Raw genomic sequence first — 13,100 nt, 5'->3', positions numbered from 1 at the left:
TCGCGCAGGATCTGTCACCGACGTGACGCGTTCCGGGTTTGCCGCCACCCACGCGGCGAGCGGCGGTTCTAGATTGGCGCGCAGCCTGCGGCGGTCACGCGGGCGCATCCCAAGGAGACAAGCTTGCTACCCCATCCCACCCGCAAGGCGCTCCCCGCGCCCGCACCGTGGCGGCTTGCCGCCGTCGCACTCGCTTCCGTGCTGCTCGCATCCTGCGGCGGCGGCGGAGGCGGTGGCGACGGAGGCGGCGGCGCCATCCAGATCAACACCCTGTCGAACCGCGCCGACCTCGTGAGCGACGGCGACGCGCTCGTGGAGATCACCGCGCCTCCCGGCCAGATCGACAAGGGCCTCCTCGTCAACCTCAACGGCGCCAACGTCGCGAGCAGCTTCACCCGGCAGGGCAACGGCCGCCTCGTGGGCCTGCTCACCGGCCTGAAGACGGGCGAGAACACGCTGGAAGTCCAGTTCTCGTCGCGCGGGATCGGCCAGAGCGAGCGCCTGGTGATCACGAACGCGCCGCGCAGCGGGCCCATCTATTCGGGCGCGCAGGTCAAGCCGTTCTACTGCGCGACCCCGACGCCGCAGCCCGCCTCCGGCAGCACGCCGGCCACGAACGGCAGCGGCCTGTCGGGCCAGCCGGACGCGAACTGCAACATCCCGACCGAGACGAAGCTCTACTACCGCACCACGACGGCCAGCAGCGGCACGGGCGCGTGTTCGCTCGCGATCCCCGACCCGGCGTGGAACAGCGACGGCGTGAACGGCACGATCCCGGCGCAGCCGGCGGCGCCGGCGAATCCCTGCTGGAAGCCGTACACGGCGGGCACGACGCCGGCGGACATGGCGACGATCACCACCGAGAACGGCCGGACCTTGCCTTTCGTCGTGCGGCTGGAGCGCGGCACGATGAACCGCGGCATCTATGACATCGCGGTGCTCTTCGACCCCGCGAAGGAATGGAAGTCGACCGCGCCACAGGCGCAGTGGAACGGGAAGGTCTACTACAGCTTCGGTGCCAGCACCGGGCAGCCGCGGCGCCAGGCGCGCCCGACGGCCACCGCCTGGTCCGCGCAGGAGGAACAGCTCAAGCGCGGCTGGCTGGTCGTGGGCAACAGCATGACGGACTCGGTGAAGAACTCCAACCGCGTGCTCATGACCGAGACGGTGATGATGATGAAGGAGCACATCATCGACACGTACGGCCCCATCCGGTTCACCATGGGCACCGGCTGTTCCGGCGGTTCGATCAATTCGAACATGAACCTCTCCATCTTCCCGGGCCTGCTGGATGGCGTGGTGACCAGCTGCACATATCCGGACTCGGAGACCACGACGCTGGAGGTCGGTGACTGCACGTTGCTGGTCGAGGCGTACCAGAAGACGCGCGTGCTGAACCTGTGGAGCTCGATGGGACTGACCCAGTCGCAGATCAACGCGAGGAAGGGCGCCATCAACGGCCACCCCGACCAGTCCGGTTGCCAGGCCTGGTACAACGCCTTCGGCAGCAACGGCCGTCCGGGCGTGTACAGCCAGCGCACCGTCGGCGCCCTCGGCAACGGCGCGCAGCGGCTCTCGGACTGGGACACGGGCACGATCCGCACCGTTCCCTTCGAGACCAACAACTGCGAGCTGCCGAACACGGCCGTCTACAACCCGGCGAACCCGACGGCGACGGCGAACCTGCCGCGGTGCAATGCGTGGGCCTGGGGCGAGAGCATCTGGGGCCACATCGGCACCACGGCCACGCCCCAGGACACGCGCGACAACGTCGGCGTGCAGTACGGCCTGAAGGCGCTCCTGGCGGGCTCCATCACGGTGGAGGAGTTCGTGACCCTCAACGAGGAGATCGGCGGGACCAACAAGGATTCCGAGCTGCGCGCGGCGCGTACGCAGGCCGACACCGCGGCGCTGGAGACGGCTTACCGCTCCGGCATCGTGGCCTCCGGCAAGAACCTGGCCAAGGCGCCGATCATCGACCTGCGCGGCTGGGACGACTCCAACATCAACGTACCGCCCGGGCAGAACCCGGTCGCCGTGAACTCCTCCGGCACGGGCCTCTCCGGCAACACGATCCCGATCCACCACCAGTGGTACAGCTGGGCCATCCGCGACCGCATCACGCGGGACGCGGGCGACGCCAACAACCAGGCGCTGTGGCGTTTCGCCCGTACCGGCCTCGCCGCACCGGGTACCGTCGGACTCGAGGCATTCAACGTCATGGACCAGTGGCTCACCGCGCTGGTCACGGAGCCGAGCAATCGCTCCATCGAGGCGAAGGTGCGCGCCACGCGTCCGAACGAGGCGCGCGACTTCTGCCTGAAGCCGGACGACACGACGCAGAGCAACCGCATCTACGACATGGCGGTGTGCGACGCGGACCCATGGCTGAAGCCGGCCGCTTCGCCGCGCCAGGTGGCCGGCGGCCCGCGCTCGGAGGACGTGCTGAAGTGCCAGCTCAAGCCGTTGAACCGCTCCGAGTACACGGGTGTCGCTTTCACCGACGCGCAGTGGCAACGCATGCAGGTCGTGTTCCAGGGCGGCGTGTGCGACTGGAGCAAGCCCGGCGTCGGCCAGCAGGCGGCGCAGAGCCCGCTGACGTTCAGGAACGGCCCCGGCGGCCAGCCGCTGGGGGATGCCCCGACGTCGACGCGCTTCTGAACGCGTAAGCTCCCAGGCCGTCGCCCCGTGCAAGGGCGGCGGCCTTTTGCTTTCCGGGGACCTCACGATGATCGAACGCACCCTCTTCAACGCCGACCACGAAGCCTTCCGCGACGCCTTCCGCCGCTTCGTGGACAAGGAGGTCGCTCCCTTCCACGAGGCGTGGGAGGAGCAGGGCTACGTGGACCGCGCGCTGTGGAACAAGGCCGGCGCGAACGGCTACCTCTGTCCCACGATGCCGGAGGAGTACGGCGGCGCGGGCGTCGACAAGCTGTACTCGGTGGTGCAGATGGAGGAACTCGCGCGCGGTGGCTTCACGGGCGTCGGCTTCGGGCTGCACAGCGAGATCGTGGCGCCGTACATCCTTCACTACGGCACGGAGGACCAGAAGCGCCGCTACCTCCCGAAGCTCGCGAGTGGCGAGATGGTGGGCGCGATCGCCATGAGCGAGCCGGCGGCGGGCAGCGACCTGCAGGGCATCCGCAGCACGGCAATCCGGCAGGCGGATGGCAGCTACCTGCTCAATGGCAGCAAGACCTTCATCACGAACGGCTGGCACGCGGACCTGGTGGTCGTGGTGGCGAAGACCGATCCCGAGGCCGGGGCGAAGGGCACGAGCCTGTTGCTCGTCGAACGCGGGATGCCGGGCTTCGAGAAGGGCAAGCGCCTGAAGAAGCTGGGGCTGAAGGCGCAGGACACGTCCGAGCTGTTCTTCGACAACGTGCGCGTGCCGGCGGAGAACCTCCTGGGCGGCGAGGCGATGCTGAATCGCGGCTTCATCGGCCTGATGGAGCAGCTGCCCTGGGAGCGCATCCAGATCGCGATCACGGCGGTGGCGGCGGCGCAGGCGGCGATCGACTGGACGGTGCAGTACGTGAAGGACCGCCGCGTGTTCGGCCAGCCCGTGGCCGCCTTCCAGAACACTCGCTACACGCTCGCCGAACTGCAGACCGAGGTGCAGGTCGCGCGCGTGTTCGTCGACCGCTGCCTGGAGCTGGTGCTGCAGGACAAGCTGGACACCGCGACCGCCAGCATGGCGAAGTACTGGACCAGCGACCTGCAGTGCAAGGTGATGGACGAATGCGTGCAGCTGCACGGCGGCTACGGCTTCATGTGGGAATACCCCATCACGCGCGCATACGCCGACGCACGCGTGCAGCGCATCTACGGCGGCACCAACGAGATCATGAAAGAGGTGATCACGCGGGCGATGGGGCTGGGCGGGCGCTGAGGGCCGGTGTCGCATCGGTAGGCTGGGTTGCGCGGAGCGCACCCCAGCAACCCGCGCCGTTGCGAAAAGCTGGGGTGCCCTTCGGGCAACCCAGCCTACGTGCCCGGTCCCACAGCGCGGCCGGACCACGAGGCGCGGGAGCCCTGGGTTCCTGCCTTTGCGGATGACGAACATACGCGCGGCGATCACGATCCCCGCGCTTGACACGCCGCCCATCCCGCCTAAACTAAACCACTCGGTTAACAAAAAAGGAGCTCCCCCATGGCACAAACCGGCAGCTGCCACTGCGGCCGCGTCCGCTTCGAAGTCGAAGGCGAGCCTGACAGCGGCATGGCCTGCAACTGCTCGATGTGCGCGCGGCGCGCGTCGCTGCTGTGGTTCGTGCCGCGGGAGAAGCTGCGCCTGCTCACGCCCGAAGAGGACGCCGCCACGTACATGTTCAACCAGCACGTGATCCGGCACCGCTTCTGCGCCAACTGCGGCATCCACACGTTCGGCGAAGGGAAGATGCCCGACGGCACGCCCATGGCCGCCATCAACCTGCGTACGCTCGAAGGCTTCGACGTGGACAGCGTCCCGGTGAAGCACTTCGACGGTCGCTCCCGCTAGGAGGACATGCACATGGATCCCGTCGTCCACTTCGAACTGCCTTACGACGACCGCGAGCGCATCGCGCGCTTCTACCAGTCCGCCTTCGGCTGGAAGCTGGAGATGCTCGGGCAGGAGATGGGCAACTACGTGCTCGCCACCACCGCGGAACAGGACCTGATGCCGCAGGGCAAGGCGAACCGCGGCGCCATCAACGGCGGCTTCTTCCAGCGCTCGCCCGAGATGCCCGGCCAGCACCCGTCCGTGGTCGTCGGCGTGCAGGACATCCGGGCCGCCATGCGCAGGGTGAAGGAAGCCGGCGGCGAAGTGCTCGGCGAGCCGATGGAGATCCCCGGCGTGGGCCCGTACGTCGCCTTCTACGACACCGAGCGCAACCGCCTGAGCATGCTGCAGCCGCTGATGCCTTCGTGACCGACGACGCGGCACTGGACCAGGTGTTCTGGGCGTTGTCCGACGCCACGCGGCGCAGCGTGGTGGACCGCCTCACGCACGGCCCGGCGAGCGTGAGCGAGCTGGCCCAGCCGCACGGCATGTCGCTGCCCGGGTTCATGAAGCACCTGCGCGTGCTGGAGGACGCCGGCCTGGTCGTACGCGAAAAGGAAGGACGAACGGTGCGCTGCGAACTGGCGCCCGGCGCGCTGGAGGACGCTGCGATGTGGCTCGCGCGTTACGAGAGATTCTGGACCGAGCGCCTCGACGCGCTGGGCCGCTACCTGTACCACCAGGAGGAAGTGCAGCCATGGACCGCCCCGTCGGCGAAAAGCCGCAGCTCCGGCTCACGCGCCGCTACCCCGTCGCCCCCGAAAAAGTCTGGCGCGCGTGGACCGACCCGCAGGCGCTGAGCGCCTGGTTCGGCCCCGGCGAGCCGCATTCGGTGACGCACGCGGAACTCGACGTGCGCCCGGGCGGTGCCTACCGCATCCGCTTCCGCACGCCCGATGGCGAGGAGCACGAGGTCGGCGGCCGCTACGAGGAGGTGGAGGCGCCCCGGCGGCTGGTCTTCAGCTGGGCGTGGCACAGCACGCCCGAGCGCGTCTCACGGGTGTGCATCGAACTCCAACCCGTGCCCGGAGGCACGGAGCTCGCGTTCCTCCACGACCGCTTCTTCGACCAGGCTGCCCGCGACAGCCACGAACGCGGCTGGACGGGCACCCTGGCGAAGCTCGAACGCTGGCTTACCAGCGGTTCGGATTGCGCGGATAGTTGTCGTCGCGGTTGATCACGCCGTCGCCGTCGCGGTCACCGTACGGGCCGCGGCGGTTGTCGCCGTAGGCCACGTTGTCGGTGCGCACCCAGGTGCCGCCCACGAGGTACCACGAGCCGTCGCTGCGCTGTTCCCAGCGCGCGGCCTGCCAGGCGTAGCCGGGGCGGGAGGCCATCCATTCACCGCCGCGCCAGTGGTAGCGGCCGTTCTCCCACACGTAGTGGCCCGGCGCCCAGATGTAGCCTTCGCGCGAGGCGGGCACGCTCTCGTAGATCGGGGCCGGCGGCGCACCTTGCACCACGACCGTGTTCGAGGGGTACGTGTACACCTGGGTGTTGCCGTAGTACGGTGCCGTGCTGCCGTAGTACGGGGCGGTGCCGCCGCCGTAATAGGGGACGGAGCCGCTGTTGCCGTAGGGGGTGGTGCCGGCCACGACGGCAGGCGCGGCCTGGGCCACGCCGAGGCCCGCGAAGGCGCTGGCGGCCAGCGCGGCGGCGATGAGGGTCTTGTGCTTCATGTCATCTCCTTGTCGGAACAAGGAGAAGGTGCGGCCGGGCTGGTCGCAACGGGATCGGACCCCGGCGGTTCTGCCCGTCAGCGGCGTCTGGCCTGCCGCAGGGATGTCCTGCGGCTCAGGTGCGGTGGCGGCAGGGCGTCGTGGTACCGGCGGCGGGAGCGGCGGCGACGGTGGCCGCGCACGGCTGGGCCATGGGGTAGGAAGCCGCCCGGGCGGGCATGGCCGTGAGGTACATGGCCGTGGCGACGGTGCCGAGCGCGACGGCGAGGGTCCCGAACAGCAGGTACCAGGGCCAGTTCGTGGCGGGATGCAGGTAGGCCCAGATGTTCGCGGGCAGGGGCGCCGCCGCGGGGGCGGGCTGGCTCGTCTGCGACGCGCGCCGGATCCACAGGTCGTGTTCGGCGCGGCGGTGCGCGTCCGACAGCACCTCGTAGGCCGCATTGATGGCCGCCATCGCCCGCACCGCGTTCACGTTGCCCGGCATCTTGTCCGGGTGGTACTTCTGCGCGAGCTTGCGGTAGGCGGCGCGCACCCGCTCGGGCGTCGCGTCGCGCTCGACCTGGAGCACGTCGTAGTAAGTGGGCATGGTGTCGGCCATTGCTACGATTTTCAGAGCTTCGTCGGCCGGCCGTCCAGCAAAAGCGCGCATGGTCCCTCGGGGTGTGGGTTGCCTGCTACAAAAACAGCAGCTTGCGGCTCAGGCCCAGCGGTGCCGGAAGAACGAGGTCACGAACAGGCGCGGCACCGGCACGTGGTCGCGCCGGCGCTGCTCGGCGAGCGTGCGCGCGTGGCGGGGCAGGTAGGAGATCTCGTTGCGCGCCTCCATCGCGACGGCGCTCAGCGCGCCCTCGAGCGAGCGATGGTGCTCGCCGCCGAAGATCTTGAACGCGCAGTCGGCGTCCCAGTAGCTGTCCGGACGGCTCCAGCAGACCTTGGCATAGCTGCTGAAACGATCGCCATCCCCCACGGGGGCGGCGTAGGCGGCGAGGTAGAAGCCGTTGACCGGCCCCCAGATCCTTTCCATGCTGACACTCCCTGTACTGCTTCTTCGGCCGGGAGTGTGCGACAGCGGATGCTGGGCCGTGACGTGCGGGACAGCGATTCGCGGCGCGGTCCTACACCGCGGCCTGGCCCGGCCGCGACCGATGTCACGCGCAGCGGCGCGCGCGCTAGGTGTGAAGGTTCAATAGGTTATTGCGGGTGTTCACCCGGAGAGGTTTTGAGAGACTGGGAATCGCCAAACCCCCCGTCAACCAAGATTTCCAAACCGGATGAACACCCATAAGAATGCCCGATTGACGTACCTTCGTCGCCTGGAGATGGTTCAAGACATCGTCGAAGGCGGTTTTTCTGCCTCAGAGGCCGCGGCCAAGCAGGGCGTCAGCGCCGTGACGGCACGCAAGTGGCTGGGACGCTACCTGGCTGGCGGCGCGGCCGGGTTGCTGGACAAATCGTCCAAGCCCGAGAGGTCTCCCCGCTCGATCGCCCCGCATGTGGCTCTGGCCATCGTGGAGTTGCGCCGCAAGCTGTTCCTGCAAGCGCGCATCGCCTCCTACATGGGCGTATCCAAGGCCACCGTCAGCCGCGTGCTGCGTCGGGCGGGGCTGTCCCGCCTGAGTGATCTGGGCCCTGCTGAGCCCGTGCAGCGCTACGAGCGTGAGCACCCCGGCGAGCTGCTGCACGTCGACATCAAAAAGCTCGGGCGCTTTGACAAGGCGGGCCACCGCATTACCGGCGACCGTAGCCAGCGCGCCCGTGACGTCGGCTGGGACTACGTCTTCGTTGCCGTGGATGACCACAGCCGGGCGGCTTTCACCCAGGTGTATCCGGACGAGACGCGGCACAGCGCCGCGGCATTCCTACGCGCGGCTGTGAGCCACTTCCATAGCTGGGGGGTGCCGATCCAGCGCGTACTGACGGACAACGGTATGTCGTTCCACTCTGCATTGTTCTCCGAGGCTTGCCTCGAGCTGGGTGTGACGCAGAAGTTCACCCGCGCATTTCGCCCGCAGACCAACGGCAAGGCCGAGCGCTTCATCCAATCGGCATTGCGCGAATGGGCTTACGGCCGCCGCTACGAGAACTCAGAGCAGCGCCGGCAGGCCCTGCCGGCCTGGACGCACTTCTACAACTGGCACCGCCCTCACCACGGCATCAACCTGGCGGCGCCCGTTTCACGTCTTTCGATTCCTCGAAAGAACCTGTTGACACTTCACAGCTAGGGGCGCAGGCGCAGCTCGGTCTCGGCACGCAGCGACACCGCGCGCTCGGCGCCTTGCCCTTCGCGTGCCTGGTCGCGCCGCGCCGCCTCCGCTTCCCAGGCCCGCGCGCTGCGCACGGTGTCGCGGAAGGCCTCGGCGCTCTGCAGCAGCCACTGCTTGTCGTCCGCGGACAGGGCATGGACTTTCAGCCGCGGGGTGGGCTCCCGCACGACGCGGATCACGCGCTCTATCTCGCCGGCGGCATGGGCCGGGCTGGACAGCAGCACCAGCCGGCGGCTGCGTTCCGCGTTGTCGGGCGCGTGGCAGCGGCTGCAATCCGCCTCGCGCAGCTGCAGCGCGAGGTCGCGCCAGGTCCGGTCGATCGCGGGGCGGTGCGGGTTGCCGGCGCGGTACTGGCCGTCGAACAGCGTCACGGCGGGCTGCATGCGGCCGGCCGCATCCGTCCAGGACCACTGGCCTTCGAAGCGGCGGGCGACGGGCGACACGGGCTGGAGCGGCGGCGTGGCGGCGCGCTCGGTGAACTGCGCGACGTGCACGCGCCCCGTCTGCGGCTGCACCCACAGCAGCACGCCGTTCGCATGCTGGTACGCGGACCAGGTCGCCTCGTCGTGCCAGAAGGGATAGGGGAACTGGCCGGGCGCGAGGCGGTTGCGGAAGGCGGCCTCGAGGCGGATCACGAACTGGTTCTCGGCCGCCACCCATTCCACGCGGTGGTTGCCGTTGAACATGAAGAGCGGTGCGTACAGGCGCGTCCACACCTCCGGCGCGAGCTGCGCGAAGGTGCCGCGCTCCAGCGCGCGCGCCGGCTCCGCGCCTTCGCGGCCCCACAGCACGAAGTCGGGCAGGGACTTGCGCAGCACGCCGCCTTCCTCCAGCGCGGCGCGGCAGCTTTCGAAGGCGCCCGCGTCGTCCGCGTCCGCCAGCGGGCAGTGCATGACGAGTTCGGCGGCGATCGCGCGCGCCAGGCCGGCGACGGCGGGAGGTACTTGCGGCTGCTGCTGCGCATCGGCGCGCGGTGCGAGCAGGGCGGCCACCGCGAGGACGGCGGCCCGGACGTGAGAGGCGGTGGACTTCATGACGCTCCTCCTGGTGTCGGGCCACTGTAGGGAGGAGGCAGGTGAGCGGGCAATCCGCTCCGGCCGCCCGGCGCCGCCGTTTGGCAGCCAGCAACGCATGGCTGTCACAGCTGCTCACGCCGGATCACGAGGGCTCACAAACCGCGCCCGTCGCAGGGGCCCGGGCGGTGCGGCGCGCGGGACGGGCGGTTCGTCCCGGCACTCGTTCACGCCGGCGGCGCGCGCGTGAACGTAACGTGGACGGGATCCGTTGAACGGCGGGTGCGCGGGGACGGGTGGCACTCAGGCGCGCGGACCCTGCGCCTCGCCCGTGCTCCATGCCCTGCACCGGGCGAGGTGCTTGTCGCCACCCCAGATCTTCCACACGTCCTCTCTCGCGTACGCGCCGGCCTGTGCCAGGGCCGCTGCCGTGACCGCGCGGTCGCCGGCCAAGCAGGCGAGCGCGCCGTGGAGATTCGGTTCGTAGCCTTCCGGGTAGCGCTGCTTCAGCTCGGTGAAGCTGCGGTGCGCCACGTTCCAGTCCAGCGCGTCGTGCCCGAAGGGATGCGCCGCGAGATGGGGGAAGTGCCAGTACGCGGACGCGAGCACCCGCGCATACATGGTCGTGCCCTCGGTCGTGCGGGTGCGCTCCACGGCGAGCCGCATGAGCCAGGGCAGGTCGCCGGTGGAGCGGCCATCCGGCGACAGCGCGAGCGCGGCGAACTGCCAGGGACGCAAGGGGTACGGGTCCACCGCCGCGGCCGCATGGATCGCATCCAGCACGTCCTCGCGCGGCACGCCCTCCACCCCGAGCACCCGCAGGCGCACTGCATGCCAGTTCGCATCCCTCTTGCCTTGCTCGCGAGCGCCGGCCAGGAGGCGGCGCGCTTCGGCCACGAGTGCGTCCACTTCCTTCCAGCGGCCGATGGCCGACAGCCTGTTGCCCCGGCGGGCCAGCACGTGCGCGCGCACCATGGCGGCCAGCGGCGAACCGGGCGAGTGCGCGAGCCAGGCGGCCGTCGCAGCATCCACCTTCGGCCAGTAACTCTCGCTGGCCGGGTCGTCGTCCGAGTACCAGGGCAGGTTGCCCAGGAACACCTCGGACTGGAAACGCCCGTCGGCCGCGCGCCTGCGCTCGCGCAGGACCTTGTCGTAGAGCGCCTCGATCTCGTCGTAGCGTTGCGCCGCGAACGCCGCGTGGACGTCCTTCACGTCGCTGATCTCCGCGTGCACGGAGGGGAAGGCACCGGCGCTCAGGAGGGCGACCGCCAGGGCCGCCGCGCGGATCAAGGCGTCGCCCTCTGCACGCCGGCGGCTTGCATGCAGCGCACGTAGTTGGCACGCGAGGGCCAGACGTCCGGCTCGACCTGGTCCCCGATGCGCGCCAGGACCTTGCGTGCGGTCTCCATGTCCCGCGCCTGGCACGCCCACCAGGCGTACTGGTTCAGGTTGGAGCTGTCGGGGTAGCGCTTCACGAGGTCCTCGAAGCCGGCGCGGATGCGCGGCCACGGACTGCCGGGCGCCGACAGGTCCAGGTGCATCTGCTCCGCCATCCCCACGTAGATGCGCGCGAACATGGATTCACCTTCGCTCGCGCGGGACCGCTGCACGGCGTAGTCGGCGAAGCCTTCGAACGCCTCCATGCTGCCGCCCCACTGCGGCAGCAGGCGGTTGGCGGCCGCCAGGTAGATGTCCTGGTTCAGCGGGAAGGCCTGGGTCGCCTCGCCGGCGAGCTGGACGAATCGCTCGCGGGGCCAGCCCTGCATGCGCGAGACCATGAGCATCTGCGCATACCAGTAAGGGTCGCTGCGGCCGGCGTCCTGCTGCGCCATCAACGTGTCGTAGGCGCGCTGCGTGTACTCCGCCATCTTTTGCCGCCCCTGGTCGCTGACGTCGCGCGAGTAGCCGCCGCCCCGCCAGGCCCATCCATGGGAGAGGTAGGTGCGCGAGAGTCCCACCGCTGCCAGCGTCGACCGGGGGTACTGCCGCAGCCAGTCCTGCAGTGCGCGTTCCTTCCGTTCCCAGATGCCGTGGTCTCCGGCGGGCGCTCCCGGCACTTCCGCCACCGCCTTGCGCATGACGTCGGCCATGTACTCGCCGCTGTAGGTCCTGGCACGCTTCGCCAGCACGTCGTTGTAGCTCGCCTCGAGCTTGCGATAGTCGCCCGCCGCGAACAGGCGCTGCACCTCGTCGCGGATCTGCTCGCGCATCCCAGCATCCTCGCCGGCCGCATGCGCGTGCAGGGCGAACGCAGCCGCGAGGGCCGCGGCCCCCCAGCGAATCACTCCCATCGATCTCCTCCCGGTCGTTGTGGCCGGGAGCGTAGCGCATCGTCCTCGGGACGCGAACAGGCATGCGCGGACGATGTGGCGTGCGATCCACGCCGTCCGGCGCCGTCGATCACGCCGACAGCTTGCGCATCTCCGCGATCAGGTCGCTCTTGCCTTCGAAGCCGATGCCGGGCAGGTCGGGCATGGTGACGTAGCTGTCGTCCACCTTCACGCCGTCGGGGAAGCCACCATAGGGCTGGAACAGGTCCGGATAGGACTCGTTGCCGCCCAGGCCCAGGCCGGCGGCGATGTTCAGCGACATCTGGTGGCCGCCGTGCGGCACGCAACGCGCGGGTGACCAGCCGTGCTGCTTCAGCATGTCCAGCGTGCGCAGGTATTCGACCAGCCCGTACGACAGCGCGCAGTCGAACTGCAGCCAGTCGCGGTCGGGGCGCATGCCGCCGTAGCGCACCAGGTTGCGCGCGTCCTGCATGGAGAACAGGTTCTCGCCCGTCGCCATGGGGTTGGTGTAGTAGTTGCGCAGCACGGCCTGCAGCTCGTAGTCCAGCGGGTCGCCGGCTTCCTCGTACCAGAACAGGTTGTACGGCTGCAGCGCCTTCGCGTACGCGATGGCCGTGTCCATGTCGAAGCGGCCGTTGGCGTCCACGCACAGGCGCTGGCCGTCCTTCAGGATGGACAGCACCGACTCGATGCGGCGCTGGTCCTCGGCGAGCGAGGCGCCGCCGATCTTCATCTTCACCACGGAGTAGCCGCGGTCGAGGTAGCTGCGCATCTCGTCCTTCAGCTGCGCGTCGTCCTTGCCCGGGTAGTAGTAGCCGCCGGCCGCATAGACGAACACCTTGCGGTTCACGGAGCCGTCGCCGTAGCGGTCCGCCAGCAGCTGGAACAGCGGCTTGTTCTCGATCTTCGCCACCGCGTCCCACACGGCCATGTCGATGGTGCCGATGGCCACCGATCGCTCGCCGTGGCCGCCGGGCTTCTCGTTCCGGAACAGCGTGTCCCAGATCTTGTGGGGATCGAGGATGCCGCGGGCGTCCAGGAGGGTGTCGGGCTTGGCTTCGGTCAGGCGCGGCAGGAAGCGTTCCCGCATCAGCTGGCCCTGGCCGTAGCGGCCGTTCGAGTTGAAGCCGTAGCCCACCACCGGCTTGCCGTCGCGGACCACGTCGGTGATCACGGCGACGAGGCTCAGCGTCATCTTGCTAAAGTCGATGTACGCGTTGCGGATGGGCGAGGCGATGGGGACGGTCTTTTCGCGGATCTCGACGATCTTCATGGATGCTCCTTGGGAAACGGATCATCGCCAAGGCACG

Annotated in this window: 14 protein-coding genes; 7 read left to right on the top strand and 7 right to left on the bottom strand. The window is 69.4% G+C overall.

The window, feature by feature from the left end; translation table 11 throughout:
• The first annotated feature begins 123 nt into the window (after positions 1 to 123).
• From H8N03_RS11730 to H8N03_RS11705, 6 genes are all read left to right on the top strand, one after another.
• A complete protein-coding gene (locus H8N03_RS11730; RefSeq protein WP_187076365.1) occupies positions 124 to 2,661 on the top strand; it encodes a DUF6351 family protein in 2,538 nt (845 codons plus the stop codon).
• A 67-nt stretch (positions 2,662 to 2,728) separates the two neighbouring features.
• A complete protein-coding gene (locus H8N03_RS11725; RefSeq protein WP_187076364.1) occupies positions 2,729 to 3,892 on the top strand; it encodes an acyl-CoA dehydrogenase family protein in 1,164 nt (387 codons plus the stop codon).
• 261 nt (positions 3,893 to 4,153) lie between these two features.
• Complete coding sequence (locus H8N03_RS11720) at positions 4,154 to 4,501, top strand: GFA family protein (protein WP_187076363.1); 348 nt, start codon at positions 4,154 to 4,156, stop codon at positions 4,499 to 4,501.
• Between the two features lie 12 nt (positions 4,502 to 4,513).
• The gene (locus tag H8N03_RS11715; protein WP_187076362.1) at positions 4,514 to 4,912 is read left to right on the top strand and encodes a VOC family protein; all 399 of its coding nucleotides are present in this window, start codon (positions 4,514 to 4,516) and stop codon (positions 4,910 to 4,912) included.
• The gene (locus H8N03_RS11710) at positions 4,909 to 5,343 is read left to right on the top strand and encodes an ArsR/SmtB family transcription factor (protein WP_187076361.1); all 435 of its coding nucleotides are present in this window, start codon (positions 4,909 to 4,911) and stop codon (positions 5,341 to 5,343) included. Before H8N03_RS11715 ends, H8N03_RS11710 begins: the two co-directional genes overlap by 4 nt.
• Complete coding sequence (locus H8N03_RS11705) at positions 5,241 to 5,720, top strand: SRPBCC family protein (RefSeq protein ID WP_187076360.1); 480 nt, start codon at positions 5,241 to 5,243, stop codon at positions 5,718 to 5,720. The genes H8N03_RS11710 and H8N03_RS11705 overlap by 103 nt, the downstream gene beginning before the upstream one ends.
• Here H8N03_RS11705 and H8N03_RS11700 read toward each other — a convergent pair.
• The 3 genes from H8N03_RS11700 to H8N03_RS11690 form a co-directional block, all read right to left on the bottom strand.
• A complete protein-coding gene (locus tag H8N03_RS11700) occupies positions 5,677 to 6,222 on the bottom strand; it encodes a YXWGXW repeat-containing protein (RefSeq protein WP_187076359.1) in 546 nt (181 codons plus the stop codon). The genes H8N03_RS11705 and H8N03_RS11700 overlap by 44 nt on opposite strands.
• Positions 6,223 to 6,337: 115 nt before the next feature.
• Complete coding sequence (locus tag H8N03_RS11695; RefSeq protein WP_255428175.1) at positions 6,338 to 6,820, bottom strand: J domain-containing protein; 483 nt, start codon at positions 6,818 to 6,820, stop codon at positions 6,338 to 6,340.
• 99 nt (positions 6,821 to 6,919) lie between these two features.
• Positions 6,920 to 7,246 carry a hypothetical protein gene (locus H8N03_RS11690; RefSeq protein ID WP_187076358.1) on the bottom strand — a complete coding sequence of 109 codons (327 nt, stop codon included), beginning with the start codon at positions 7,244 to 7,246 and terminating at the stop codon, positions 6,920 to 6,922.
• Positions 7,247 to 7,493: 247 nt separating this feature from the next.
• On the opposite strand from H8N03_RS11690, the gene H8N03_RS11685 reads away from it, so the two are divergent.
• Complete coding sequence (locus tag H8N03_RS11685; protein ID WP_187076357.1) at positions 7,494 to 8,444, top strand: IS481 family transposase; 951 nt, start codon at positions 7,494 to 7,496, stop codon at positions 8,442 to 8,444.
• Here the strand turns inward: H8N03_RS11685 and H8N03_RS11680 are convergent.
• From H8N03_RS11680 to H8N03_RS11665, 4 genes are all read right to left on the bottom strand, one after another.
• A complete protein-coding gene (locus H8N03_RS11680) occupies positions 8,441 to 9,520 on the bottom strand; it encodes a hypothetical protein (protein WP_187076356.1) in 1,080 nt (359 codons plus the stop codon). The two genes, H8N03_RS11685 and H8N03_RS11680, sit on opposite strands and share 4 nt — an antisense overlap.
• A gap of 282 nt (positions 9,521 to 9,802) precedes the next feature.
• Complete coding sequence (locus H8N03_RS11675) at positions 9,803 to 10,789, bottom strand: hypothetical protein (RefSeq protein WP_187076355.1); 987 nt, start codon at positions 10,787 to 10,789, stop codon at positions 9,803 to 9,805.
• Positions 10,786 to 11,790, bottom strand: a complete 1,005-nt coding sequence (locus tag H8N03_RS11670) for a hypothetical protein (protein ID WP_187076354.1) — start codon at positions 11,788 to 11,790, stop codon at positions 10,786 to 10,788. Before H8N03_RS11670 ends, H8N03_RS11675 begins: the two co-directional genes overlap by 4 nt.
• A gap of 109 nt (positions 11,791 to 11,899) precedes the next feature.
• Positions 11,900 to 13,063, bottom strand: a complete 1,164-nt coding sequence (locus H8N03_RS11665) for a mandelate racemase/muconate lactonizing enzyme family protein (protein ID WP_187076353.1) — start codon at positions 13,061 to 13,063, stop codon at positions 11,900 to 11,902.
• Positions 13,064 to 13,100: the final 37 nt, after the last annotated feature.

Origin of the sequence: Ramlibacter cellulosilyticus (genome assembly GCF_014297465.1) — a bacterium.
GTDB lineage: Bacteria > Pseudomonadota > Gammaproteobacteria > Burkholderiales > Burkholderiaceae_C > Ramlibacter > Ramlibacter cellulosilyticus.
The sequence above is the reverse complement of the archived record's forward strand: the minus strand, read 5'-3'. Positions and strand labels throughout refer to the sequence as shown.

Coding starts and splice junctions, on each gene's coding strand:
- H8N03_RS11725 (WP_187076364.1), top strand. CDS start 2,729: ATGATCGAACGCACCCTCTTCAACGCCGACCACGAAGCCTTCCGCGAC.
- H8N03_RS11720 (WP_187076363.1), top strand. CDS start 4,154: ATGGCACAAACCGGCAGCTGCCACTGCGGCCGCGTCCGCTTCGAAGTC.
- H8N03_RS11715 (WP_187076362.1), top strand. CDS start 4,514: ATGGATCCCGTCGTCCACTTCGAACTGCCTTACGACGACCGCGAGCGC.
- H8N03_RS11705 (WP_187076360.1), top strand. CDS start 5,241: ATGGACCGCCCCGTCGGCGAAAAGCCGCAGCTCCGGCTCACGCGCCGC.
- H8N03_RS11700 (WP_187076359.1), bottom strand. CDS start 6,222: ATGAAGCACAAGACCCTCATCGCCGCCGCGCTGGCCGCCAGCGCCTTC.
- H8N03_RS11695 (WP_255428175.1), bottom strand. CDS start 6,820: ATGGCCGACACCATGCCCACTTACTACGACGTGCTCCAGGTCGAGCGC.
- H8N03_RS11690 (WP_187076358.1), bottom strand. CDS start 7,246: ATGGAAAGGATCTGGGGGCCGGTCAACGGCTTCTACCTCGCCGCCTAC.
- H8N03_RS11685 (WP_187076357.1), top strand. CDS start 7,494: ATGAACACCCATAAGAATGCCCGATTGACGTACCTTCGTCGCCTGGAG.
- H8N03_RS11680 (WP_187076356.1), bottom strand. CDS start 9,520: ATGAAGTCCACCGCCTCTCACGTCCGGGCCGCCGTCCTCGCGGTGGCC.
- H8N03_RS11670 (WP_187076354.1), bottom strand. CDS start 11,790: ATGGGAGTGATTCGCTGGGGGGCCGCGGCCCTCGCGGCTGCGTTCGCC.
- H8N03_RS11665 (WP_187076353.1), bottom strand. CDS start 13,063: ATGAAGATCGTCGAGATCCGCGAAAAGACCGTCCCCATCGCCTCGCCC.